The organism is Novosphingobium sp. BL-A-41-Hi4B-X5A (assembly GCF_055521705.1).
The window spans coordinates 2,060,362-2,082,261 of record NZ_CM145500.1 but is presented as its reverse complement, the minus strand read 5'-3'; the positions used below and the strand labels follow the sequence as shown (position 1 = coordinate 2,082,261).

Below are 21,900 nucleotides of genomic sequence, written 5' to 3'. Positions count from 1 at the left end.
GGAGCTGAATGGCATACGCTGACCAACAGATGAGCGGTAACAAGATCACCGCGCTCATCGTCGTTGCGATTCTTCATGTCGCCGTTGGCTACGCGCTCGTTACGGGCCTGGCTCAAGAGGCGTTCAAGAAGGTCAAAGAGGTGACCTCGGCGGTCAACATCGAGGAAGAGAAGCCGCCGGAGGAGCCGCCGCCGCCGCCGCCTCCGAAGGAGAATACGCCGCCGCCGCCGATCGTCGCGCCTCCGCCGCCGATCAGCTTCAACGCGCCGGCGCCCCAGGTCCAGACGGTCAATGAAGCACCGCCGATTCCGGCTCCGCCGGCACCGGTTGCGCTTCCCGCGCCGCCTGCAGCTCCGCCCCCGCCGCGTTTCCAGCCCAAGGGCGCTGCGCCCAAGGGCAACCCCGGCAACTGGGCGACGTCGAACGACTACCCCTCGCGTGCGCTTCGCGAAGAGCGTGAAGGCACCACGGGTTTCCGTGTCACGGTCGGTACCGACGGCAAGGTGACGGACTGCCAGATCACCAGATCTTCCGGCAGCCCGGATCTTGACGAGGCGACCTGCGCCAACGTCCGCCGCCGCGCGCGTTTCACGCCCGCGACCGACGGTGAAGGCCAGCCGACCACGGGCTCGTATTCGAACTCGATCCGCTGGGTCATCCCGAAGGATTGATCCGGTAGCGGAACTGACACGAGAGCCTGGTCCAACCGGCACTCACGCACTTTGATTTGAATTGAAGAGGAAGACTCGCAATGTTCATCTACGCTCTTGCTGCCGCCGCTGGCGCCGCAGCGCCGCAGAAGTCCTTCGGCATCAAGGAAGCCCTGTTCCCGAATGGTCAGCCGAACTGGATCGGCATCGCCACCCTCGTGATCCTCGCGATCATGTCGTTCGGCTCGTTCTACATCCTGTTCACCAAGCTCATGGAGCAGAACAAGATCATCGGCCAGTACAAGAACATCGGCACGTTCTGGCGCGCTCCTTCGCTGCGTGAAGGCGCTGCGAAGCTCGAGAAGAACTCGGCATGGCGCCAGATCGTCGACGACGGCATCGCCGCCGAAGACCAGCACGGCAAGATGACCGACGCCATGGAAGCCCATGACTGGCTGCACGGTTCGCTCGCCCGTTCGGAAGCGTTCGTGAACGCTCGCCTCGCCGGCGGCCTTCCGTTCCTCGCCACCGTCGGTGCGACCGCTCCGTTCATCGGTCTGTTCGGTACCGTGGTCGGCATCTACAACGCGCTGATCAACATCGGTCTTGCCGGTTCGGCCTCGATCGACAAGGTCGCAGGTCCGGTCGGTGAAGCTCTGATCATGACCGCGCTGGGTCTGCTCGTCGCCGTTCCGGCCGTGCTTGCCTACAACTGGCTGCAGGCTCGCAACAAGAAGATCGCCGAGCTGCTTTCGGGCTTCTCGACCGACATCCTGGCGAACATCAACTCGAAGGGCGCTGTGAAGCCTGCTCTTCCGGCTGCTCCGGCCACCCCGGCCGCTCCGGTCAAGAAGTAAGCAAAGAACCGGGCCGGAGGTTCACCCTTCGGCCCCTTTCCGGAAACGCGAGTCCACAGGCCGGAGCCAGTTCTCCGGATCGCTCCGGCCCCACTCGCGGCTCAAAACGGATAGGATGTAACCCATGGCAATGTCTGTAGGCGGCGCTGGCGGAGAAGAACGCCCGATGTCGGACATCAACACCACGCCGCTCGTGGACGTGATGTTGGTGCTGCTGATCATCTTCCTCATCGCGGTGCCCGTCGCGATCCAGTCGATCGAAAAGCTCAAGGTCCCCATTCTTGTCAGCGAGGAATCGCAGGACAAGGTCGAAAACCTGATGCTTTCGGTCGTCTCGACGGACGCCGCAGGCCGTAGCCCGAAGGAGCCCGGATATGAGGGTTCTTCGCGCACCGGCCAGTGCCGCGTCTATTTCAACAACATCACCCCGGTGGACAACCAGGAGCTGTACCAGCAGGCTTTCAATCGCCTCGATGCGATCGTGAAGCGTGAAGGCGGTGCCGCCAACATGGACCCCGAGAAGATCCCCGAAGTGCATATCCGAGGCGACGTGAACGTGCCGTGGAAGTGCATCGCTGGTGCGATCTACAACGTCCAGTCCGCTGGCTATCCGAAAGTCGGCTTCATCTCGACGCCGGTCGATCCGGGCTAAACCCGGACCCTCGACAGGCCCAGAGAGCGAACAGGAGTACCAACCATGGCAATGAGTGGCGGCAAGGATGATGGCTCGCCGATGATGGAAATGAACACGACGCCGTTGATCGACGTCATGCTCGTTCTCCTCATCATGTTCATCATCACCATCCCCGTGGCCACCCACGCGGTGAACATCGACCTCCCGCAGCCGACGACGGTTCCTAACAACGTCACGATCGATCCGATCAAGAACAAGCTGGTGCTGACCGCGACCAACCAGATTCTCTGGAATGGTGCTTCGGTAAGCGAAGGTCAGCTGGTCTCGATCATCGCTTCGACGAAGGGAATTGATCCCGAGCCGGAACTGCAGTTCCAGCCCGAGGAATTCGCCAGCTACGAAATCGCGAACCGGCTGATGAAGATCATCACCGACGCGAAGGTCACGAAGTTCGGCTTCGTCGGCAACGAAAACTTCGCCACCTTCGAAAAGGGCCCGAACTAAGGGTCCTGCCGAAGCGGCTGAAGACAAGAGGGAGCGGTGCAAACCGCTCCCTTTTTCGTTGTGCAGGACGCGCCCTTTGTAGGTGCCGGGGCACTCACAGCCCGTGGCGGAAGTACGCGCGCGGACCAATGGCAAGGGCGCCAAGCACGTGATCTGGTTTGCAAGCGTTTGATCGCTGCCGTTTCACGCAGAGACGCGGAGAAGAAAGGGGAGACGCGGGGAAGAGAAGAAAGTTGGAGGCGGCTGCGCCGCAGGCGCCTTCCCAAAGACTCTGCGTCTCCCTTTCTTCCTCTGCGTCTCTGCGTGAGCTATTCCACGCTTTGATACAGAAGATCATCCGCTGGCGAATGCGGACGGTAACGCCGGGGGGAGGCTTGCAGATCGCGCGACCGGTGCGGTGCCGTTGTGGCACGCAGCGGGGAGGGCGCGGGACCGGTTGCGAGTGGCCGGGGGGCGGTTCCGGACCCCTTGTCGGCTCAGCCTGAGGGCGGACATGTGTGAGAGGACGAAGCTTTGGCAGCGGCTCGCGGGCTGCCTTGGCTTCTGGCAAGCGGCTGCGTGAAAAGAACCTGTCGTTTGCGCAGACACTGTCACGCAAGTCAGGCGGGTTCCGCATCCGCAGCGTCGCTCAGGGTTCGGCGCCGTGCTATCAGCCCTGGGGTGTCCTGTCTGTCCTTGGGTAACGACGAAGGTTTGCCCGGTGGGTCTTGGGCTTTACGCCCCTCGTTGAACCCACGCGCACCTGCCGCACCGATCGCGCCGGAAGCCTTTGCCACAGCATCGGCTTCCGAAGGGAGAGGAGCGGGTTGGCCTTGTGCCCTCTCCTGACCTGTGGGCGGGGCGTATAACCTATATGGTTCGTTTTGTCAAGGTGGCTTGAGTTGGTTCACGCCGAGACGCGGAGAAGAAGAGGGAGACGCGGAGGGAAAGGGAAAAAGGGGTTTCGCGCAGAGACGCGGGGGGAGCGGAGCGCGCAGAGCAGAAGAAAGGTCTGGAGGCGGCTTCGCCGCAGGCCTTAATTGCCATGCCTTCCCTTCTTCCCTTCTTCGCGTCCCCTTTTCTTCTCTGCGCCTCTGCGTGAAGCAGAAAAAAAAGCCCAGGCCCGTGTCGAGCCCGGGGCGACGGTGGTGTTTGGGATGTGGGTCGGGGCCGCGCGGGCGAGATGCGTTCAACCCAAAGCAGCCGCCCACTCCGCTTCCTTGAACCCGACCAGCAAGCCGCCCGGATGCTCGACGATCGGGCGCTTGATGACCGAGGTGTTCTCGGCCAGCACGGCTGGGGCGCCTTCGCCAGCGAGTGCGGCCTTCTGTGCATCGTCCAGCTTGCGGTAGGTCGTCCCGGCCTTGTTGACGACCTTGTCGAGTCCCGCCTTTGCAATCCAGTCTGCAATTCGCGCGGGGTCGGCACCCTGCTTCTTGTAGTCGTGGAAGGTGAAGGCGATGCCCTGCGCGTCGAGCCAGGTGCGGGACTTCTTGACCGTGTCGCAATTGGGAATGCCGTAGACCGTAACGCTCATCATGCCTGCCTGTCGAAGTGATGCACGCGCGTCGGCGTGCCTGCAAAAAGGGTGTAGCTCTCGTAGTACTCGGCGCGGCCCCTTGCCTGCATTTCGGCGTGGTGGGCGACGCGGCGCCATGCCAGTGCCGCAGCTTCGTCTTCCCATTCCGACAGGGCAATGACCTCGCCGTCGTCGGCGGTGTAGCTCTTGAAGCCGAGGTAACCGGGTTGCTGCGCGGCGAGGTCTTCCATCGCCTGGGCATCGGCCGAGTAGGCGGCGGCGTCGATATCGGCGCGCTTGCGGTTGCGGAAGACGACAAGGAACATGGGGTGTGCGATAGCGCGATGGCGTGCGCGCCGAAAGGTGGACTTTTCCGCGCATCTGCGACAAAGCGCCATCCCATGAGCCTCAACAGCTTCGGTCACCTCTTCCGTTTCACCACCTGGGGCGAGAGCCACGGGCCCGCGATTGGCGCGGTGGTCGACGGTTGCCCTCCCGGCCTTGCCATCAGCGAGGCGCAGATCCAGCCGTTTCTCGACGCGCGCCGCCCCGGCCAGTCGCGCTTCACCACGCAGCGGCAGGAGCCCGATCAGGTGCGTATCCTTTCGGGGGTGTTCGAAGGCCGCACGACGGGCACGCCGATCAGCCTGATGATCGAGAACGTCGACCAGCGTTCGAAGGACTACGGCGACGTGGCCAAGGCCTATCGCCCCGGTCATGCCGACTATGCCTATGACGCCAAGTACGGCTTCCGCGACTATCGCGGCGGGGGGCGGTCGTCCGCGCGCGAGACGGCTTCGCGCGTGGCCGCTGGCGCGGTGGCGCGTCTGGTGATTCCCGAAGTGCAAATCCTCGCCTGGGTCAGCGAGATTGGTGGCGACAAGATCGACATGGACCACTTCGACGCCACTGAAATCGGCCGCAACCCGTTCTTCTGCCCGGATTCGTGGGCGGCGGCGCGCTGGGAGAAGCTGGTCGACGATGCACGCAAGTCCGGCTCGTCGCTGGGCGCGGTGGTGGAGTGCGTGGCGACGGGCGTACCGGCGGGTTGGGGCGCGCCGCTCTATGCCAAGCTCGATGCCGAACTGGCGCATGCGATGATGGGCATCAACGCGGTGAAGGGCGTGGAGATCGGTGACGGTTTCGAGGCGGCCCGCAACACCGGCGAAGGCAATGCCGATCCGATGCGGCCGGGCGATGGGACGCCGGAGTTTCTTGCCAATCATGCTGGCGGCATCGCTGGCGGCATTTCCACCGGCCAACCGGTGACAGTGCGCGTGGCGTTCAAGCCGACATCATCGATCCTCACGCCGATGCCGACGATTACGCGCGAGGGCGAAGCGACCGAGCTGATGACAAAGGGCCGTCACGATCCGTGCGTCGGAATCCGTGGCGTGCCGGTGGTCGAGGCGATGATGGCGCTGGTTCTGGCGGACCAGAAGCTGCTCCACCGGGGGCAAGTCGGCTGAAAGCAGCTGCTGGCGGTTGAGCCGGGCCTGAAACGTCGTTAGTCTCCTCTGCAACAAAATTGCGGGAGCATGTTTCTTGGCCAAGCGCCTTACCCTCTACATCGTGATCGGCATGGTGCTCGGCATTCTCGTCGGGTACGTTCTCAACACCAGCTATCCGCAGGGTGATGCGACGCTGGCGCAGATCGCCGACACGCTGAAGCTGCTGCCCGATATCTTCCTGCACCTGATCAAGATGATCATCGCGCCGCTGATCCTGGCGACGCTGGTGACCGGCATCGCCGGAATGGGCGACAGCGCGGCGCTGGGCCGCATCGGCGGGCGGGCGCTGGCATGGTTCATCACCGCCAGCCTGATCTCGATCGGCCTCGGCCTGCTGCTGGTCAACCTGTTCAAGCCGGGCGTGGGGCTGGAGTTCACCGCCGCTGGGCCGGTGGGCGATCTGGCAACGGCGGACTTCACGCTGCGCCACTTCGTGCTGGAAATCTTCCCGACCAGCGCGCTGGACGCGATGGCCAAGAACAACGTCCTGCAGATTCTCGTCTTCTCGATCTTCGCAGGCGTGGCACTTTCGGCCATCGGCGAGACCGGGGCGCCGATCGTGCGCGGGTGCGAGGCGCTTGCCCACCTGATGCTGCAGATCACCGACTACGTGATGCGCATGGCGCCGCTGGCGGTGTTTGGGGCGCTGGCTGCGGTGATCGCCACGAAGGGCCTGGGCATTGTCGTGACCTATGGCGTGTTCGTGTCCGAATTCTACTTCGGCCTGGCGCTGTTGTGGATCATCCTGCTGACGCTGGGCGGCATTTTCCTCAAGGGGCGGATCTTCCTTCTCGCGCGCTACATCCGCGAGCCGCTGCTGCTCGCGTTCTCGACCGCGAGTTCGGAATCCGCGCTGCCCAAGCTGTTCGAACAGCTCGACCGCTTTGGCGTGCCGCGCCGCATTTCGGGCTTCGTGCTGCCGCTGGGCTACAGCTTCAACCTCGATGGTTCGATGATGTACACCAGCTTTGCGACAATGTTCATCGCGCAGGCCTATGGCATCGAGCTGTCGGTGGGGCAGCAGATCGCCATGCTGCTGACGCTGATGGTCACCTCGAAGGGCATCGCCGGGGTGCCACGCGCCAGCCTCGTCGTCATCGCCGCGACGCTGACGCAGTTCGGCCTGCCGCTCGAGGGCATCGCGCTGCTGCTCGGCGTCGATACCTTCCTCGACATGGGTCGGACGGCGACGAACGTGGTGGGCAATGCGGTGGCGACGTCGGTCATCACCAAGTGGGAAGGCATGCTGCAGCCGCCGCTGGACCCCGATGCCGAGCCGCCGCACGCGCCTGCGCATACCGTGGCGGACGGGCGGGCGGGGCTGAACCTCGATCCGGCGAATTACGAGAAGTAGAGCCTACTTTTCCAGTTCGACCGGGGTGAACTCGCCCAGGCCGCAGGCGCCCCGGTTGATCGGACCGGGGCCGCCGTTGTTGACCAGTACCGTGATGATATCGACGTTGCACAACTGGGTGAGCGAGGTCGAATAGGAGAACGCGCGTTCGAAGCCGAGGGTGAAGCAGCGGTTGGGCAGGGTGTTGCGATACCACTGGCCGCCGCTGGTGCGGAAATCGATGGTCCAGTCATCGCGGACCTGGCTTTCGCGGATGGTCTGGAGCGGAAGGCAATTGACCGGCTTGCCGACGACTTTCGCCTTGGGAATGTCGGCGCGATGGCCGTTATTGCCCTGTTTGGCATCGGCGGTGCAGCCCGCCACCGCCAGCGTAAGGCCTGCGATCAGAAATGGAGTAACGCGCTTCATGCCTTGCTCTCCTTCCTTGTCCTGCGACTCAAGGGGGTCTTTGCCTGCTTCGCTTGCGGCGGCTTGGTCCCTTTCTCCAGAACCTTGCCCTTGAAGCTGCAAAGATCAACCACCCCACAGTGCCAGCATTCGGGCGTCCGCGCCTTGCACACATAGCGTCCATGGAGGATCAGCCAGTGATGCGCGCCGACGCGAAACGGCTGGGGAACGTGTCTCTCCAGCCCCTTCTCAACGGCGAGCGGCGTCTTTCCCTTCGCAAGGCCGGTGCGGTTGCCGACGCGGAAGATATGCGTGTCGACGGCAAAGGTTTCCGCTCCGAACGCGCAGTTCATCACCACGTTGGCCGTCTTGCGGCCAACGCCGGGCAGTTCGGTCAGGAGATCGCGGTCTGCCGGAACCTCGCCGCCGTATTTCTCGACCAGGATTTCGGCCATGGCCATGACGTTCTTCGCCTTGGAATTGAACAGGCCGATGGTCTTGATGTGCTCCTTGAGGCCCTCCTCGCCAAGGTCGAGCATGTCCTGCGGCGTCTTGACGTTGGCGAAGAGCTTGCGCGTCGCCTTGTTGACGCCGACGTCGGTCGCCTGCGCGGAAAGCGTCACCGCGACCAGCAGCTGGTAGACGTTGCCGTATTCCAGCTCCGTTTCGGGCGAGGGGTTGGCCTCGGCGAGGCGGCGGAAGAATTCGAAGATGTCCGCCCTCTTCATGTCAGAGCCCCAGAACCCCTCACAAGCCAAGCACCTCGGGCATGGTGTAGCGTCCCGGCGCCTTGCCGATGATCCACTCGGCCGCGCGGATCGCGCCCTTGGCGAAGATGCCGCGGTTTTCGGCGAGGTGAGAGAAGGTCAGGCGTTCGTTGTCGGCCAGGAAGTGGACCGAGTGGTCGCCCGCGACGGAGCCGCCGCGCAGCGCCGCAAAGCCTATCGTGCCCGCCTTGCGCGCGCCGGTGATGCCATCGCGGCCGCGCACCGCTTCATCGGCCAGACGCACGCCGCGCCCCTTGGCCGCCGCTTCGCCCAGCAGCAGGGCCGTGCCCGAAGGCGCATCGACCTTCATGCGGTGGTGGGTCTCGACGATCTCGATGTCCCAGTCCTCGCCAAGGCGCGAGGCAGCTTCCTGCACGAGATGGGCAAGGAGCGTGACGCCCAGCGAGGTGTTGCCGGTCTGCAGCACGGGGATGCTGACGGCGGCGGAATCGATCAGCCAGTGGTGGCGTTCTTCCAGCCCCGTGGTGCCGATCACGATGGGCCTGCCCGCGTGAATCGCTGCGTCGAGGTTGAACTCCAGCGCGCCGGGGGTGGAGAAATCGACCAGCACGTCGCTCGCCTGGGCGAGGGCGAGGGGATCGCCGCCCTTGTCGACGCCGCCGGCAAATTCGTGCCCGGCTGCGGCGACTGCTGCCTGCAGCGCATTGCCCATTCGTCCAGCGCTGCCGATGATTCCGATTCTGGTCATTGCCTATCCTTCAAGTCGCGTGCTTCATGGTCGCGATGAGCAAGCCACGCAATATCGTCATTCTCACCGGAGCGGGAATTTCTGCAGAGTCCGGGATCGACACCTTCCGTGGCGGAGGTGGCCTTTGGGAGCAGCACCGGGTGGAGGACGTCGCCACGCCCGAGGCTTTCGCGCGCGATCCCGAGCTTGTCCTGCGCTTCTACGACATGCGCCGCGAGGCGATCCAGACCAAGCAGCCCAATGCCGCGCACCATGCTCTTGCCCGGCTTGATCGGGAATGGCCCAAGAAGGCGGGCGGCGAAGTGCTGATCGTGACGCAGAACGTCGATGATCTGCACGAGCGGGGCGGGGCGCTGAACGTGCTGCACATGCATGGGGAGCATCTGAACGCCTGGTGCACCGCCTGCGACGAGCGCCACCGCTGGACCGAAGCACTGATCCACCGACCGCCCTGTCCGGCTTGCGGCATGCGCGCCCTGCGCCCGGACGTGGTGTGGTTCGGCGAAGTGCCTTACCGGATGGAGGAGATCTACCAGGCGGTTGCCGGGGCCGACCTGTTCGTTTCGATCGGCACGTCGGGCGCGGTCTATCCGGCGGCGGGGCTTGTCCGCACCGCGCGGGATCTTGGCATGCAGACACTGGAACTCAATCTGGAGCGCAGCCAAGGCTCGGCGTGGTTTCACGAAACGCGGCTTGGCGCAGCGACCGAAATCGTTCCGGCATGGGTGGAGGAACTTTTGCTGAGTTAAAGTGTTGCTGGCGTGAAAAGGATGATGTCGCCCCTGTAAAGGCCCTGCGAATCATGTTACCTACATCAATGTGAGCAACGTGATCCCCCATCTCGTCCCCATTGCGGTAAAACCCGATGACATCGACTTCATGGGGCACGTCAACAATGCCTCGTACCTGACGTGGGTGCAGGATGCGGTGATCGACCATTGGCGCGCGCTGGCCCCGGCCGAGGCCGTTGCCGCGCACCTCTGGGTCGCACTGAAGCACGAGATCACCTACCGCCGCCCAACCTTCCTCGACGACCCCGTGATTGCCCACGTGATCCTCGAGAAAGTGCAGGGCGCGCGCGCGTTCTATGAAACGATCATCAAGCGCGGCGAGGAAGTGCTGGCCGAGGTCAAGTCCAGCTGGTGCTGCCTTGACGCCGAAACGCTCCGCCCGGCGCGGCTGGCGCGCGAGCTGGTCGAGAAGTTCCTGCCTTCGGAGAAATAGACCTCAGCGCAGCTTGGCGATGGACAGGCCGTCGTTCTTGGCGCGCGCCTTTACCGATTCCTCGCTGCGGGTGAGCGCCTTGGCGATGGCTTTCAGGGCCATGCCTTTCTTCGCCAGCGTGTGCAGCTTGCTGATTTCGTCGGCGGTCCAGGCCTGCTTGTGGCGTTCAAAGCGTTCGGCCATGGGTCAATCCTTCCGCGTCACTGTGGCGATGTAGTTGAGTGCGAGGTCGTCCGAGAGGTGCAGGCCCTTCGATACGCTCCAGGCGATGCCCATCGGGTTGCCCATTTTCAGGCCTGCCGCATCGAGCAGGTCGTGCAGTTCTACCGGCGTGATGAAATCGTCCCAGTGGTGCGTGCCCTTCGGGACCATGCCGATGGCCTCGGCGCCTTCGACCAGCAGCAGGCGCGAACGCGTGGTGCGGTTGGGGGTGGAGAGGATCATCAGCCCGCCGGGGGCGAGCGCCGCTTCCAGCGCTGTAATGAACGCGGCCTTGTCAGCGACGTGTTCGATCACTTCCATCGAGGTGACGAGGTCGTAGCCCGTCAGGCCAAGCTGACCGACATCGCCGCAGCGGTAGTCTATGGGCAGGCCCGATCCGTCGGCGTGGAGGCGGGCGGCGGCGATGTTTTCTGCCGCTGCGTCGACGCCGGTCACTTCCGCGCCTAGCCGGGCGAGCGGTTCGCAGAGCAGGCCTGCGCCGCAGCCGACATCGAGCGCCTTGCGACCCGCCAAGGGCCTGGCGCCGCGCGAATCGCTGGCGAAGTGCGCATCGATGGCATCGCGGATGAAGCCCAGCCGCACCGGGTTGAGCTTGTGCAGCATGGCGGAGGAACCCTTGGGATTCCACCAGTCTGCCGCCAGCTTGCCGAAATGCGCCGCTTCATCAGGGCGAATGGTATTCGCAGAGGTTGCATTGCTCATAAGCCGTCCCTAAAGCGCGCGCGCTGCAAGGTCCACCGGCCTTGCGGGCAAGATTCTTACGCGCAAGACTTCAGGAGCATGCCCTTGGCCCGCATCGTGATGAAATTCGGCGGCACGTCGATGGCCGGAACCGAGCGCATCCGCCGCGTGGCGCGCATCGTGCAGCGCCAGCAGGCCGCGGGGCATGAGGTTGCGGTGGTCGTTTCGGCCATGGCGGGGGAAACCGACCGCCTCGTGAACTTCTGCCGCGAGGCGAACCCGCTTTACGATCCCGCCGAATACGACGTCGTCGTGGCGAGCGGCGAGCAGGTGACTTCGGGCCTGCTGGCGATGCATCTGCAGGCGCTGGGCTGCAAGGCGCGCTCGTGGCTCGGCTGGCAGTTGCCGATCCACACCGACGATGCCCACGCCAAGGCGCGCATCGAAGGCATCGATTCGGAAGCCGTGCTGGCCTCGATGGCCTCGGGCGAGATCGCGGTGATTCCGGGATTCCAGGGCGTCAGCGATGCCGGGCGCATCACTACGCTGGGCCGTGGCGGATCGGATACCTCGGCGGTCGCCGTTGCGGCGGCGGTCAAGGCCGATCGCTGCGACATCTACACCGACGTCGACGGGGTCTACACCACCGACCCGCGCATCGTGGCCAAGGCGCGCAAGCTGAAGAATGTCACCTACGAGGAAATGCTCGAACTGGCCTCGGTCGGCTCGAAGGTGCTGCAGACCCGTTCGGTCAGCCTTGCCATGAAGGAAGGCGTGCGCGTGCAGGTGCTGTCCTCGTTCATCGATGACGATGCGCCTGCTGCTGACACGATTCCGGGAACGATGATTGTCTCTGACGAAGAGCTTGAAGGATTGGATATGGAACGCCAGCTGATCACCGGCATCGCTGCCGACAAGAACGAAGCCAAGATCACCCTGACGCGCATTTCCGACCGTCCGGGCGCGGTTGCCGCGATCTTCGGTCCGCTGGCCGCCGCCAATATCAACGTCGACATGATCATCCAGAACATCGCCAAGGACAAGGGCGAGACCGACGTGACCTTCACGGTCCCGCTGGCCGACCTCGCCCGCGCCCAGGCTCTGCTGGAAGAGCGCAAGGACACGATCGGCTACTACCGCATGCTGGCCAACAGCAAGGTGGCGAAGATCAGCGTCGTCGGCGTCGGCATGCGCAGCCATGCAGGCGTGGCCGCCACGATGTTCCGCGCGCTCGCCGATCGCGGCATCAATATCCAGGCAATCACCACCAGCGAGATCAAGGTCTCGGTGCTGATCGACGAGGACGAGACCGAACTGGCCGTGCGCGTGCTGCACACCGCTTACGAGATGGACGCCGAGTAAGCTTCGGCTGGCGCCGAATGCCCACCCCCAGCCCCTCCCGCCTGCGGGAGGGGGGATTATCTCTGCCCTGTCATTCCCCTCCCGCAGGCGGGAGGGGGCAGGGGTGGGCCCACAAGACTACCTAATCAGCAGGCCCCAGCCCGACAGCAGCTGTTCGGCCTGCTCTCTCGAGATCACGGCACCGCGGAACACCCGCGCATCTTCCAATTCGATCCCGCCGAGATCGCACCCGCGCAGATCGGCTCCGGCGAATTGCGCGCCATCGAGATTGGCCTCACGCAAGGAACATCCTTCCAGCACCGCGCCACGGAAGTCGGCCTTGGCGAGGTCTGCCTGCGCCATGTCGAGACGCACCAGCTTCTCCTTGCGGAATGACAGGCCGGGCAGGCGCGCGCCGACCAGCAGCACTTCCTCGAACGTGAAGCCCATGCCTTTGGCGAGGTGCAGGTCGGCCCCTGTCATGCGGGTGGAGATGAACCTTGCCGAGCCGATGTTGGCGCGGCGGAGCGAGGCGTTGTTGAGATCGCAGCCCGTGACTTGCGCTTCCTCGAGGTCTGCGCCGGTCAGGTTGGCGAAGGGGGCCTTGGTCGAGCGCCAGACGGTGCGGGCGAGCCTTGCGCCTGAAATGTCGGCGTGGCGCATCGAGCAGCGCTCGAACGTCCAGCCCGAAAGGTCGAGCTTGGAAAGGTTTGCTTCATCGAGATCGCATTGGATCAGGTGGTGGGCGCCCTTGCCGATGAGGCTGGCGATGTCGGCGCGGCCCATGGTTTGGCCGGAGAGGGTATCGGTCATCCCCGGCGCTTAGGCGAAAGTTGCGTCGCCACAAAACGAAACCCCGCCCTCCGGCCCGATCCGGAGCCGAAAGGCGGGGTGCGACCCGGGCCAGTCTGGAGATTGCGACGACCGGTCCTCGGGGCTCGGTGGGTGAGGGGGAACCCACTTGATGCATTCCTTCTACGCCTGTCGCGGCAATCGGTGAAACGTGTTAATTCGTGCAGAGTGATCGCCTTGGCCGATCATGCGGCAAAGTCCGGCCTTGTTGCCGCCCCAAACCCGCCCTAAAGCGCGCGCCGGACTTTCGGACGGGATTCTCCACGCAATGACTGCCACACCCAAGACAACTGCCCTCATGCGCCGTGGCACCGAATTCCTCGGGACCGAGCACGCCATCCTGTGCGGGGCGATGAGCTGGGTGTCGGAGCGCAATCTCGTCTCGGCGATCAGCAACGCCGGCGGCTTTGGCGTGATCGCCTGCGGGGCGATGACGCCGGAACTGCTCGACACCGAAATCGCCGCGACCAAGGCGCTGACGCAGAAGCCGTTCGGCGTGAATCTGATTACCATGCACCCGGCGCTGTTCGACCTGATCGCGGTCTGCGCCAAGCACAAGGTCGGCCATGTCGTGCTGGCTGGTGGCATTCCGCCCAAGGGCAGCGTCGAGGCGATCAAGGCGTTCGGGGCCAAGGTGCTGGTCTTCGCGCCGACGCTGGCGCTGGCCAAGAAGCTGCTGCGTTCCGGCGCCGATGCACTGGTGATCGAGGGTTCGGAAGCGGGCGGCCATATCGGCCCTGTTTCCACTTCGGTGCTCGCGCAGGAATTCCTGCCTGCGCTGGCCGAGGAGCATGTGGTGTTCGTGGCCGGTGGCATCGGGCGGGGCGAGATGATCGCGAGCTACCTCGAGATGGGCGCGAGCGGCGTGCAGCTTGGCACCCGCTTTGCCTGCGCCACCGAATCGATCGCGCACCCGGCGTTCAAGGCGGCGTTCTTCCGTGGCAATGCGCGCGATGCGGTGGCCTCGGTCCAGGTCGATCCGCGCCTGCCGGTGATCCCGGTGCGTGCGCTCAAGAACAAGGGCACCGAGGAGTTTACCGCCAAGCAGGTGGAAGTTGCCAAGCTGCTCGACGAGGGGAAGCTCGACATGGCCGCAGCCCAGCTCGAGATCGAGCATTTCTGGGCAGGCGCGCTGCGCCGCGCGGTGATCGACGGCGATGTCGAGCGCGGCTCGGTCATGGCCGGGCAGTCGGTCGGCATGGTGACCAAGGAAGAGCCAGTGGCCGAGATCATCGCGCAACTCATGGCCGAAAGCGAGGCAGCGCTCTCGCGGCGCTGATCGCATGGCTGCAGGGGGATCAGCAGGGCATCGCGCGTCCTTCGGCGTCGTCTTTGCGATCGTGCTGATCGACATGCTCGGCTTCGGCGTGGTGACGCCGGTGCTGCCGGGCCTGATCATGGACCTGACGCATGTCGATATCGGCACGGCGGCAGGGTACGCGGGCTGGCTCGGGGCGGGCTATGCGGCGATGCAGTTCGTGTTCGCGCCGGTGCTGGGCAATCTATCGGACCGCTATGGGCGGCGCCCCGTGCTGCTGGCGGCGGTGCTGATGCTGGGGCTGGATTACCTGCTGCAGGCGATGGCGCCGAACTTCGGCTGGCTGATTGCGGGACGGCTGATCGCCGGGGTGACCGGCGCCAGCTTCTCCCCCGCCTATGCCTATATCGCTGACGTGACCCCGCCTGAAAAACGCGCGGCTAACTTCGGCCTGATGGGGCTGGCCTTCGGGATCGGCTTTGTCGTGGGGCCAGCAATGGGCGGGCTGCTCGGCTCGATTGACCCGCGTCTGCCGTTCTACACTGCCGCTGGCCTCGCCCTCGCCAATGCCGTGTTCGGGTTCTTCTTCCTCAAGGAATCGCTGCTGCCGGAAAACCGGCGTCCGTTCGACTGGCGGCGGGCGAATGCCATGGCCTCGCTGCGGGCGCTGAAGGGGCAGAGCCCGACTGTGCTGTGGTTCGTAGCAGCGCTCGGCACCTGGCAGCTGGCGCATATCGTCTATCCGGCGGCGTGGTCCTATTTCGCCATTGCCGCCTATGGCTTCACCGTAGGCCAAGTCGGCGTGGCGCTCGCACTGGTGGGGTTCAGCAGCGCGCTGGTTCAGGGACTGGGGCTGCGGCTGTTCCTGCCGGTTCTGGGCGAGAAGCGGGCGGTCGTGCTCGGTGTGGCGGGCCTGTGCGTTTCGGCGGTGCTCTACACCCTCGCGCGGGAGCCATGGCAGGTCTACGTGGCGATTGCCGTGGGCGCCCTGCAGGGCTTTGTGCAGTCACCGATCTCGGCGTTCAACAGCCGCGCGGTCGATGCGCGCAGCCAGGGCGAGTTGCAGGGGGCGGTGCAGTCGATCGGCTCGATCGCCGCGATCATCGGACCGCCGATGTATACCCAGACGCTCGAGAAGTTCAGCGGTCCGAATGCGATCTATCACTTGCCGGGAATGCCGATCCTGCTGGCGGCGGCGATCTCGCTGGTGACGCTGGCGCTGTTCCTCAAGGGCGCGGCCTTGCTCGAAGGCAAGGCTCAGCTTTCCAGCTCGACGTCCCAGTAGAGCCAGTCGCGCCAGGTTTCGTGGAGGTAGCCCGGCGGGAAGGCGCGGCCGCGTTCCTGCAATTGCCAGGTTGTCGGGCGGATCGCGCGGTTCATCAGGCGCATGTGGGCCTGTTCCGGGGTGCGGCCGCCCTTTTTCAGATTGCAGGGTGAGCACGCCGCCGCGACATTCTCCCACGACGTCCGCCCGCCCAAGCGACGCGGCACGATGTGGTCGAAGGTCAGCAAGTCCGGGCTGCCGCAGTACTGGCACTGGAAGCGATCGCGCAGGAACAGGTTGAAGCGGGTGAAGGCGGGATATTCGCTGGGCCGCACATATTGGCGCAGCGCGATGACGGAGGGCAGCTTCATGCCGAAGCTGGCGCTGTGCACTTCACGGTCATAGGTTTCGATGATGTCGACGCGTTCAAGGAACACCGCCTTGATCGCGGTCTGCCACGGCCACAAGCTTAGCGGGTAGTAGGACAGCGGCGTGTAATCGGCGTTGAGGACCAGCGCGGGGCAGTTCGCCAAATGCCGGTCATTGTGCAAAACGTCATTGAAGGCGGTATCACCGCTGTGGGGCCGAGCCGAAGCCGCCCGATCGATCAGCGCCTTATGGAGCACGTCCAGATCGCTTCCCTGCAGGCAAAGGCATTTGCGCCTCCGCAGGGGCAGTCATGGCCGAGCCTCGTGACCGCAGTGTTACGCATGGCCACAAGAGACACCTGCGCGACTCACGCGTCAAGAGGCTGATTGGCACCCTTTCCACAGCCGGTTGCGAAGGTGCGGCGATCAGGTCTTTCGGCGGGGCTTTCGGCGGGGCTTTCGGTTGTGCAAAACGGGCCGGATTCGCTTGGGTTTTTGCCCTTTCGTGCCTATGTGCAGACTATGTCGAGCAGCAACGAAAACACACCCAACGCCAACGCCTATGGCGCCGACTCCATCAAGGTCCTGAAAGGCCTCGATGCGGTGCGAAAGCGCCCCGGCATGTACATCGGCGATACCGACGATGGCTCGGGCCTGCACCACATGGTGTTCGAGGTTTCGGACAACGCGATCGACGAGGCGCTGGCCGGGCATTGCGATCTGGTGCTGATCGAACTGAACCCCGATGGCTCGGTCTCGGTGGAAGACAACGGGCGCGGTATCCCGACCGACATTCACGCAGAGGAAGGCGTCTCGGCGGCCGAAGTGATCATGACCCAGCTCCACGCGGGGGGCAAGTTCGAGAACACCTCGGACGACAACGCCTACAAGGTTTCGGGCGGTCTCCACGGCGTCGGCGTCTCGGTGGTGAACGCCCTGTCGGAATGGCTGGAGCTGACGATCTGGCGCGACGGCAAGGAGCACTGGATGCGCTTTGCCAATGGCGACGCCGAAGGTCCGCTGGTGGTCAAGGGGCCGGCTCCGGAAGGCAAGAAGGGCACGCGCGTGACCTTCTCGGCCAGCCACGAGACGTTCAAGAATGTGCTCGAATTCGATTTCGACAAGCTCGAGCACCGCTATCGCGAACTCGCCTTCCTCAATTCGGGCGTGCGCATTCTGCTGCGCGACAAGCGTCACGAGGAAGTGAAGGAGCACGATCTCTATTACGAAGGCGGCATCGCGGCCTTCGTGAAGTACCTCGACCGCAACAAGCAGCCGCTGATGCCCGAGCCGGTGGCGATCTCGGCCAACCGTGACGGCATCGGCATCGACGTCGCGCTGGAATGGAACGACAGCTACTACGAGAACGTGCTGTGCTTCACCAACAATATCCCGCAGCGCGATGGCGGCACGCACCTTGCGGCGTTCCGCGCGGCGCTGACGCGCACGCTCAACGGCTATGCCGAGCGGTCCGGCCTGCTCAAGAAGGAGAAGGTCAGCCTTACCGGTGATGACATGCGCGAAGGCCTTACCGCCATCGTCTCGGTCAAACTGCCTGACCCGAAGTTCTCCTCGCAGACCAAGGACAAGCTGGTTTCCTCGGAAGTGCGCCAGCCGCTCGAAAGCCTGATGGCCGACAAGATGGTGGAATGGCTGGAGGAAAACCCCGGCCACGCCAAGGCCATCGTCCAGAAGGTGATCGACGCCGCCGCCGCACGCGAAGCGGCCAAGCGCGCCCGCGAACTGACCCGCCGCAAGGGCGCGATGGACATCGCCTCGCTGCCCGGCAAGCTGGCCGATTGCCAGGAACGCGATCCCGCCAAGTGCGAACTGTTCCTGGTCGAGGGCGACTCGGCAGGCGGCTCGGCCAAGCAGGGGCGTGACCGCAAGACGCAGGCGATCCTGCCCTTGAAGGGCAAGATCCTCAACGTGGAACGCGCGCGCTTCGACCGTATCATCGGTTCCAAGGAAGTCGGCACGCTGATTCAGGCGATGGGCACCGGCCTGCGTGACGAGTTCAACCTTGAAAAGCTGCGCTATCACAAGATCGTGATCATGACCGACGCCGACGTTGACGGCGCGCATATCCGTACGCTGCTGCTGACGTTCTTCCACCGCCAGATGCCCGAGATCATCAAGGCCGGGCACCTCTTCATCGCCCAGCCTCCGCTCTACAAGGTCGCCAAGGGCCGCAGCGAAGTCTACCTGAAGGACAACGCGGCGATGGACCGCTATCTGGTCGAGGCCGGGCTTTCGGGCCGCGTGCTCGAAACCGCAGGCGGTGCGCGCAGTGGGCCGGACCTTGAAGCGCTGGTCGAACATGCCCTGCGCATGCGCAACCTGATGGCTTTCGTGCCGCGCCGCTACAGCCCTTCGATCATCGAGGCGCTGGCCCTGTCCGGCGCGCTCGAGCCCGAGATGTCGGTCGAGCAGCGCGATGCGGCGCTTGCCCGCGCGGCGGACTGGCTCAACCGCGGCGACACCGAGGCGCGCTGGAGCGTGGTGGTGTCGGAGGAGGGCGGCTATCACGTCCAGCGCCTGTGGCGCGGCGTGACCGACCATCACATGATCGAGGCCGGCTTCCTCGTCAGCGCGGAGGCGCGCAAGCTGGCCAAGCTGGCAGCAGAGAACGCTGAGGTCTACGCAGGGATGGCGCGGCTGGTGCGGGCTACCGCCGCCGAGGCAGAGCCTGCTCCGGTCATGGCCGAAGGTGACGACGAAGCGCCTGCCGCTCCCGCAGCCAAGGTCAAGGACGCGATCACACGGCCGTCCGAACTGCTCGATGCGGTGTTTGCCGGTGGCCGCAAGGGCCTGTCGATCCAGCGCTACAAGGGTCTTGGCGAGATGAACGCCGAGCAGCTGTGGGAAACCACGCTCGATCCCGACAACCGCTCGCTGCTGCAGGTCAAGGTCGAGGACGCCGACGTGACGGACGAGATCTTTACCCGACTGATGGGCGATGTCGTCGAACCGCGCCGTGACTTCATTCAGGAAAATGCCCTCAACGTCGCGAATTTGGACGTTTGATCGTGGCGTTCACCGACGACATTCCGTGGGACCAGCCCGCCACGATGATCGACCTAGAGGGGCGCGCGCCGATCATCGGCACGATACGTGACTGCGCCCTGCACTACGGCCTCTACAAGCCCCATGCCCGCGACAACGCGCGCGTGTTGCTGACCAAGCCGATCCATCGCGAGGGCCGGGCGACGCGGACGTGGCTGCTTGATCCTTCGGAGATCGCCGAACTGGCTGACCGGCTGGCGCGCGAGACGAATTGATTTGAAGCGGGACCCCGGGTCGAGCCCGGGGTGACGGTTGAATTTCAAGCTAATTTTTCCTCGTCACCCGGGCTTGCCCCGGGGACCCGCTTGTTATCGGCGCATCAATCCGCGCGCATCGCCGCCGCCGCAAGGCTCTCGGCCTCGACCAGAAGTTCGTCATCCGCCGCGCCCGCGGGCGTGGTTTCGCGGCCGATCATCACCAGGACCGGCACTGCGAGCGGGCTGACTCGGTCGAGTTCGACGTGGACCAGTTGCCCCTGTGCGCGGTCGAGCAGGTCGCCCAGTCGTCCCACATCGGTCATCCGCGCGCGGGCATCGGCCCAGGCGGCCTGAATCAGCAGGTGGTCGGGCTCGTACTTGCGCAGCACGTCGTAGATCAGGTCGGTCGAGAAGGTCACCTGCTTGCCCGACTTGCGCTTGCCCGGATGCTGCCGCTCCACCAGGCCGGAGATCACCGCCACTTCGCGGAAAGCGCGGCGCAGGAGGTGCGATTCCTGCACCCATTCGACGAATTCGTGCGCAAGGATGTCGGGTGAGAGCAATGGCGCCGGGTCCAGCACGGGCTTGGCCCCCCACACCGCCAGCGAATAGTCGTTGGCGACGAACCCGAGCGGCGCCAGCCCAAGCTCATTCATGCGCCGGGTGATCAGCATGCCGAGCGACTGGTTCGCGTTCCAGCCCTCGAAGGTATAGTAGACCGTGTAATGCTTGTTCTGGTGGGGGAAGCTTTCGGCCAGCAGCATGCCGGGGCCGGGCAATCGGCTGCGCCAGTCCTGCATTTCCAGCCATTCGCGCACGTCGTCAGGAAAGCGCGACCAGCCGGCGCGGTCGACCATCAGGCCCCGCACGCGGTCAGACAGGTGCGTGGTCAGCGGCAGGCGCGCGCCCATGTAGCTGGGAATCTGGCCCGGCTTCTTCGCGGCACGCACGATCAGTTCGAGATCGCGCACGCCTTCGACCTCAAGGTCCATGCCGGCAAAACGGATCGTATCGCCGGGGGAGAGGGTGGCGCCGAAGCTCTCCTCGACCTTGCCCAGCGATCGGCCATTGCGAAAGCGCACGTCGAGCATTTCGGCATCGACGATGATCCCCGCGTTGAGCCGGTGCCGCGCCGCATGTTCGGGGTGAGTCAGCCGCCAGGTCCCCTGCCTGTCGCGCACGATGCGCTTGAAGCGGTCGTAGGCGCGCAGGGCGTAGCCGCCGGTCGCCACGAACTCGAGCACGCGCTGCCACTGCTCCTCGTCGACCCAGCGGTAGGGATGGGCCGATTGCACTTCGGCATGGAGCGCCTTCTCGTCGAACGGCCCCGCACAGGCGCAGGCCATGACATGCTGCGCCAATACGTCGAGCCCGCCGGGACGAAAGTCCTCGCCATCGCGCCGCCCTTCGTGGACCGCTTCCTGCGCGGCGAAGGCTTCAAGAAATTCAAAGCGGTTGCCGGGCGCGAGGAGGGCGCGGCTGGGGCAATCGAGCCGGTGGTTCGCGCGGCCGATGCGCTGGAGCAGGCGCGAGGAGCCCTTGGGCGCGCCCATCTGCACGACCAGATCGACATCGCCCCAGTCCACGCCGAGATCGAGGCTGGCGGTGCAGACCAGCGCGCGCAATTCGCCCCGCGCCATCGCCCCTTCGACCTTGCGCCGCGCTTCCTTGGACAGCGAGCCGTGGTGGATGCCGATGGGCAGGTGATCGTCGTTGATGTCCCACAGCAGCTGGAAGATGTATTCGGCCAGAAACCGCGTGTTGGTGAAGATCAGCGTGGTCTGGTTGCGTTTGATCTCTTCGTAAAGCTGCGGCACGGCCCAGGCTGCGGCGTGCCCGCCCCAAGGCACGCGTTCGTCTTCGGGGTTCATGATCGAAAGTTCGGGCTTGGCCCCCGCCTCGCCCTCGACCAGCCGCACGGAAGATGCATCGCCATCGGGGGCGAGCCATGCGCAGAAGTCCTGCGGATCGGCCACCGTCGCCGAAAGCGCTGCGCGCCGCATCTCGGGCGCTATGGCCTGCAGCCGCGCCAGCGACAGCGCCAGAAGATCGCCGCGCTTGCCGGTGGCAAAGGCGTGGACCTCGTCGACGATCACGCGCTTCAGCCCTGCAAACATCGTCGCCGCTTCCGGATAGCTCAGCAGCAGGGACAGCGATTCGGGGGTCGTCAGCAGCACGTGCGGCGGCTTGGCGCGCTGCCGCGCCTTGCGGTCCGACGGCGTATCCCCGCTGCGGGTTTCCACCCGGATCGGCAGGCCGATGTCCTCGATGGGGGTGAGCAAGTTGCGCTGCACGTCATGCGCCAGCGCTTTCAGCGGCGAGACATAGAGCGTGTGCAGGCCGTCGCCCGGTGGATCATCGCCTGCGAAATCCTGCAGTGTGGGCAGGAACCCCGCCAGCGTCTTGCCCGCGCCGGTATCGGCCACCAGCAGCGCATGATCGCCTGCGCGCGCCGCGTCTAGCATCTCGCTCTGATGCCGCCGCACCCGCCAGCCGCGGCTTTCGAACCAGTCTGTTATCGAGGGAGCGAGTGTCATCGCACCTTTAGATAGGCAC

23 protein-coding genes are annotated in these 21,900 nt (G+C 64.8%); 13 read left to right on the top strand and 10 right to left on the bottom strand.

The genetic code is table 11. The features are described from left to right. Window positions 1–8 precede the first annotated feature (8 nt). The 4 genes from ACZ1JY_RS10090 (at window position 9) to ACZ1JY_RS10075 (ending at window position 2,645) form a co-directional block, all read left to right on the top strand. Window positions 9–671 carry an energy transducer TonB gene (locus ACZ1JY_RS10090; protein WP_039333390.1) on the top strand — a complete coding sequence of 221 codons (663 nt, stop codon included), beginning with the start codon at window positions 9–11 and terminating at the stop codon, window positions 669–671. 80 nt (window positions 672–751) lie between these two features. Further along, a complete protein-coding gene (locus ACZ1JY_RS10085) occupies window positions 752–1,507 on the top strand; it encodes a MotA/TolQ/ExbB proton channel family protein (RefSeq protein ID WP_039333391.1) in 756 nt (251 codons plus the stop codon). 124 nt (window positions 1,508–1,631) lie between these two features. Then, window positions 1,632–2,159, top strand: coding sequence for an ExbD/TolR family protein (locus ACZ1JY_RS10080; protein WP_118072878.1), 528 nt, complete (start codon window positions 1,632–1,634; stop codon window positions 2,157–2,159). Between the two features lie 45 nt (window positions 2,160–2,204). Beyond that, window positions 2,205–2,645, top strand: coding sequence for an ExbD/TolR family protein (locus tag ACZ1JY_RS10075; protein ID WP_465129184.1), 441 nt, complete (start codon window positions 2,205–2,207; stop codon window positions 2,643–2,645). Between the two features lie 1,168 nt (window positions 2,646–3,813). Here the strand turns inward: ACZ1JY_RS10075 and ACZ1JY_RS10070 are convergent. Together ACZ1JY_RS10070 and ACZ1JY_RS10065 are read right to left on the bottom strand one after the other, a co-directional pair. Next, complete coding sequence (locus ACZ1JY_RS10070; protein ID WP_465129183.1) at window positions 3,814–4,161, bottom strand: arsenate reductase; 348 nt, start codon at window positions 4,159–4,161, stop codon at window positions 3,814–3,816. Further along, window positions 4,161–4,469, bottom strand: a complete 309-nt coding sequence (locus ACZ1JY_RS10065; RefSeq protein WP_465129182.1) for an antibiotic biosynthesis monooxygenase family protein — start codon at window positions 4,467–4,469, stop codon at window positions 4,161–4,163. Before ACZ1JY_RS10065 ends, ACZ1JY_RS10070 begins: the two co-directional genes overlap by 1 nt. 75 nt (window positions 4,470–4,544) lie before the next feature. On the opposite strand from ACZ1JY_RS10065, the gene aroC reads away from it, so the two are divergent. Both aroC and ACZ1JY_RS10055 read left to right on the top strand, forming a co-directional pair. After that, on the top strand, window positions 4,545–5,612 hold the full coding sequence (aroC, locus tag ACZ1JY_RS10060; protein ID WP_118072882.1) for a chorismate synthase: 1,068 nt from the start codon (window positions 4,545–4,547) through the stop codon (window positions 5,610–5,612). A 76-nt stretch (window positions 5,613–5,688) separates the two neighbouring features. Next, window positions 5,689–7,008 carry a dicarboxylate/amino acid:cation symporter gene (locus tag ACZ1JY_RS10055; RefSeq protein WP_118072883.1) on the top strand — a complete coding sequence of 440 codons (1,320 nt, stop codon included), beginning with the start codon at window positions 5,689–5,691 and terminating at the stop codon, window positions 7,006–7,008. Window positions 7,009–7,011: 3 nt separating this feature from the next. Here the strand turns inward: ACZ1JY_RS10055 and ACZ1JY_RS10050 are convergent, their stop codons facing one another. The 3 genes from ACZ1JY_RS10050 to dapB are packed head-to-tail and all read right to left on the bottom strand — an operon-like array spanning window position 7,012 to window position 8,871. Further along, complete coding sequence (locus ACZ1JY_RS10050) at window positions 7,012–7,416, bottom strand: hypothetical protein (RefSeq protein ID WP_168904127.1); 405 nt, start codon at window positions 7,414–7,416, stop codon at window positions 7,012–7,014. Next, window positions 7,413–8,123 (bottom strand): endonuclease III, encoded by a 711-nt coding sequence (gene nth, locus ACZ1JY_RS10045; protein WP_168904128.1) that lies wholly within the window; start codon window positions 8,121–8,123, stop codon window positions 7,413–7,415. Before nth ends, ACZ1JY_RS10050 begins: the two co-directional genes overlap by 4 nt. Window positions 8,124–8,142: 19 nt before the next feature. After that, the gene (dapB, locus tag ACZ1JY_RS10040) at window positions 8,143–8,871 is read right to left on the bottom strand and encodes a 4-hydroxy-tetrahydrodipicolinate reductase (RefSeq protein ID WP_465129181.1); all 729 of its coding nucleotides are present in this window, start codon (window positions 8,869–8,871) and stop codon (window positions 8,143–8,145) included. A gap of 35 nt (window positions 8,872–8,906) precedes the next feature. Between dapB and ACZ1JY_RS10035 the strand changes: the two genes are divergently transcribed. After that, window positions 8,907–9,620 (top strand): NAD-dependent deacylase, encoded by a 714-nt coding sequence (locus tag ACZ1JY_RS10035; protein WP_465129180.1) that lies wholly within the window; start codon window positions 8,907–8,909, stop codon window positions 9,618–9,620. Window positions 9,621–9,690: 70 nt separating this feature from the next. Continuing rightward, window positions 9,691–10,095, top strand: a complete 405-nt coding sequence (locus ACZ1JY_RS10030; protein WP_465129179.1) for an acyl-CoA thioesterase — start codon at window positions 9,691–9,693, stop codon at window positions 10,093–10,095. 3 nt (window positions 10,096–10,098) lie between these two features. On the opposite strand, the gene ACZ1JY_RS10025 is transcribed toward ACZ1JY_RS10030, so the two are convergent. Next, window positions 10,099–10,278: a hypothetical protein gene (locus ACZ1JY_RS10025; protein ID WP_118072888.1), complete on the bottom strand. Its 180-nt coding sequence runs from the start codon at window positions 10,276–10,278 to the stop codon at window positions 10,099–10,101. Between the two features lie 3 nt (window positions 10,279–10,281). Next, window positions 10,282–11,019, bottom strand: coding sequence for a bifunctional 2-polyprenyl-6-hydroxyphenol methylase/3-demethylubiquinol 3-O-methyltransferase UbiG (ubiG, locus tag ACZ1JY_RS10020; RefSeq protein ID WP_465129178.1), 738 nt, complete (start codon window positions 11,017–11,019; stop codon window positions 10,282–10,284). An 84-nt stretch (window positions 11,020–11,103) separates the two neighbouring features. Between ubiG and ACZ1JY_RS10015 the strand changes: the two genes are divergently transcribed. Beyond that, window positions 11,104–12,360, top strand: coding sequence for an aspartate kinase (locus ACZ1JY_RS10015; RefSeq protein WP_118072890.1), 1,257 nt, complete (start codon window positions 11,104–11,106; stop codon window positions 12,358–12,360). 117 nt (window positions 12,361–12,477) lie between these two features. Here ACZ1JY_RS10015 and ACZ1JY_RS10010 read toward each other — a convergent pair whose 3' ends face one another. Continuing rightward, window positions 12,478–13,152: a pentapeptide repeat-containing protein gene (locus ACZ1JY_RS10010; protein ID WP_465129177.1), complete on the bottom strand. Its 675-nt coding sequence runs from the start codon at window positions 13,150–13,152 to the stop codon at window positions 12,478–12,480. A gap of 307 nt (window positions 13,153–13,459) precedes the next feature. Here ACZ1JY_RS10010 and ACZ1JY_RS10005 point away from each other — a divergent pair, with 307 nt between their 5' ends. Both ACZ1JY_RS10005 and ACZ1JY_RS10000 read left to right on the top strand, forming a co-directional pair. Further along, on the top strand, window positions 13,460–14,470 hold the full coding sequence (locus ACZ1JY_RS10005; protein ID WP_465129176.1) for an NAD(P)H-dependent flavin oxidoreductase: 1,011 nt from the start codon (window positions 13,460–13,462) through the stop codon (window positions 14,468–14,470). 4 nt (window positions 14,471–14,474) lie between these two features. Continuing rightward, window positions 14,475–15,734 (top strand): TCR/Tet family MFS transporter, encoded by a 1,260-nt coding sequence (locus ACZ1JY_RS10000; RefSeq protein ID WP_465129175.1) that lies wholly within the window; start codon window positions 14,475–14,477, stop codon window positions 15,732–15,734. Here the strand turns inward: ACZ1JY_RS10000 and ACZ1JY_RS09995 are convergent. Continuing rightward, complete coding sequence (locus ACZ1JY_RS09995) at window positions 15,707–16,339, bottom strand: HNH endonuclease (RefSeq protein WP_465129174.1); 633 nt, start codon at window positions 16,337–16,339, stop codon at window positions 15,707–15,709. The two genes, ACZ1JY_RS10000 and ACZ1JY_RS09995, sit on opposite strands and share 28 nt — an antisense overlap. A 264-nt stretch (window positions 16,340–16,603) precedes the next feature. On the opposite strand from ACZ1JY_RS09995, the gene gyrB reads away from it, so the two are divergent. Both gyrB and ACZ1JY_RS09985 read left to right on the top strand, forming a co-directional pair. Next, complete coding sequence (gyrB, locus tag ACZ1JY_RS09990) at window positions 16,604–19,108, top strand: DNA topoisomerase (ATP-hydrolyzing) subunit B (protein ID WP_465129173.1); 2,505 nt, start codon at window positions 16,604–16,606, stop codon at window positions 19,106–19,108. 44 nt (window positions 19,109–19,152) lie between these two features. Beyond that, complete coding sequence (locus ACZ1JY_RS09985; RefSeq protein ID WP_052242259.1) at window positions 19,153–19,362, top strand: hypothetical protein; 210 nt, start codon at window positions 19,153–19,155, stop codon at window positions 19,360–19,362. Window positions 19,363–19,466: 104 nt separating this feature from the next. Here ACZ1JY_RS09985 and ACZ1JY_RS09980 read toward each other — a convergent pair whose 3' ends face one another. Continuing rightward, window positions 19,467–21,881 (bottom strand): ligase-associated DNA damage response DEXH box helicase, encoded by a 2,415-nt coding sequence (locus ACZ1JY_RS09980; RefSeq protein WP_465129172.1) that lies wholly within the window; start codon window positions 21,879–21,881, stop codon window positions 19,467–19,469. Window positions 21,882–21,900: the final 19 nt, after the last annotated feature.

Coding starts and splice junctions, on each gene's coding strand:
- ACZ1JY_RS10090 (WP_039333390.1), top strand. CDS start 9: ATGGCATACGCTGACCAACAGATGAGCGGTAACAAGATCACCGCGCTC.
- ACZ1JY_RS10085 (WP_039333391.1), top strand. CDS start 752: ATGTTCATCTACGCTCTTGCTGCCGCCGCTGGCGCCGCAGCGCCGCAG.
- ACZ1JY_RS10080 (WP_118072878.1), top strand. CDS start 1,632: ATGGCAATGTCTGTAGGCGGCGCTGGCGGAGAAGAACGCCCGATGTCG.
- ACZ1JY_RS10075 (WP_465129184.1), top strand. CDS start 2,205: ATGGCAATGAGTGGCGGCAAGGATGATGGCTCGCCGATGATGGAAATG.
- ACZ1JY_RS10070 (WP_465129183.1), bottom strand. CDS start 4,161: ATGAGCGTTACGGTCTACGGCATTCCCAATTGCGACACGGTCAAGAAG.
- ACZ1JY_RS10065 (WP_465129182.1), bottom strand. CDS start 4,469: ATGTTCCTTGTCGTCTTCCGCAACCGCAAGCGCGCCGATATCGACGCC.
- aroC (WP_118072882.1), top strand. CDS start 4,545: ATGAGCCTCAACAGCTTCGGTCACCTCTTCCGTTTCACCACCTGGGGC.
- ACZ1JY_RS10050 (WP_168904127.1), bottom strand. CDS start 7,416: ATGAAGCGCGTTACTCCATTTCTGATCGCAGGCCTTACGCTGGCGGTG.
- nth (WP_168904128.1), bottom strand. CDS start 8,123: ATGAAGAGGGCGGACATCTTCGAATTCTTCCGCCGCCTCGCCGAGGCC.
- dapB (WP_465129181.1), bottom strand. CDS start 8,871: ATGACCAGAATCGGAATCATCGGCAGCGCTGGACGAATGGGCAATGCG.
- ACZ1JY_RS10035 (WP_465129180.1), top strand. CDS start 8,907: ATGAGCAAGCCACGCAATATCGTCATTCTCACCGGAGCGGGAATTTCT.
- ACZ1JY_RS10025 (WP_118072888.1), bottom strand. CDS start 10,278: ATGGCCGAACGCTTTGAACGCCACAAGCAGGCCTGGACCGCCGACGAA.
- ubiG (WP_465129178.1), bottom strand. CDS start 11,019: ATGAGCAATGCAACCTCTGCGAATACCATTCGCCCTGATGAAGCGGCG.
- ACZ1JY_RS10010 (WP_465129177.1), bottom strand. CDS start 13,152: ATGACCGATACCCTCTCCGGCCAAACCATGGGCCGCGCCGACATCGCC.
- ACZ1JY_RS10005 (WP_465129176.1), top strand. CDS start 13,460: ATGACTGCCACACCCAAGACAACTGCCCTCATGCGCCGTGGCACCGAA.
- ACZ1JY_RS10000 (WP_465129175.1), top strand. CDS start 14,475: ATGGCTGCAGGGGGATCAGCAGGGCATCGCGCGTCCTTCGGCGTCGTC.
- gyrB (WP_465129173.1), top strand. CDS start 16,604: ATGTCGAGCAGCAACGAAAACACACCCAACGCCAACGCCTATGGCGCC.
- ACZ1JY_RS09985 (WP_052242259.1), top strand. CDS start 19,153: ATGATCGACCTAGAGGGGCGCGCGCCGATCATCGGCACGATACGTGAC.
- ACZ1JY_RS09980 (WP_465129172.1), bottom strand. CDS start 21,881: ATGACACTCGCTCCCTCGATAACAGACTGGTTCGAAAGCCGCGGCTGG.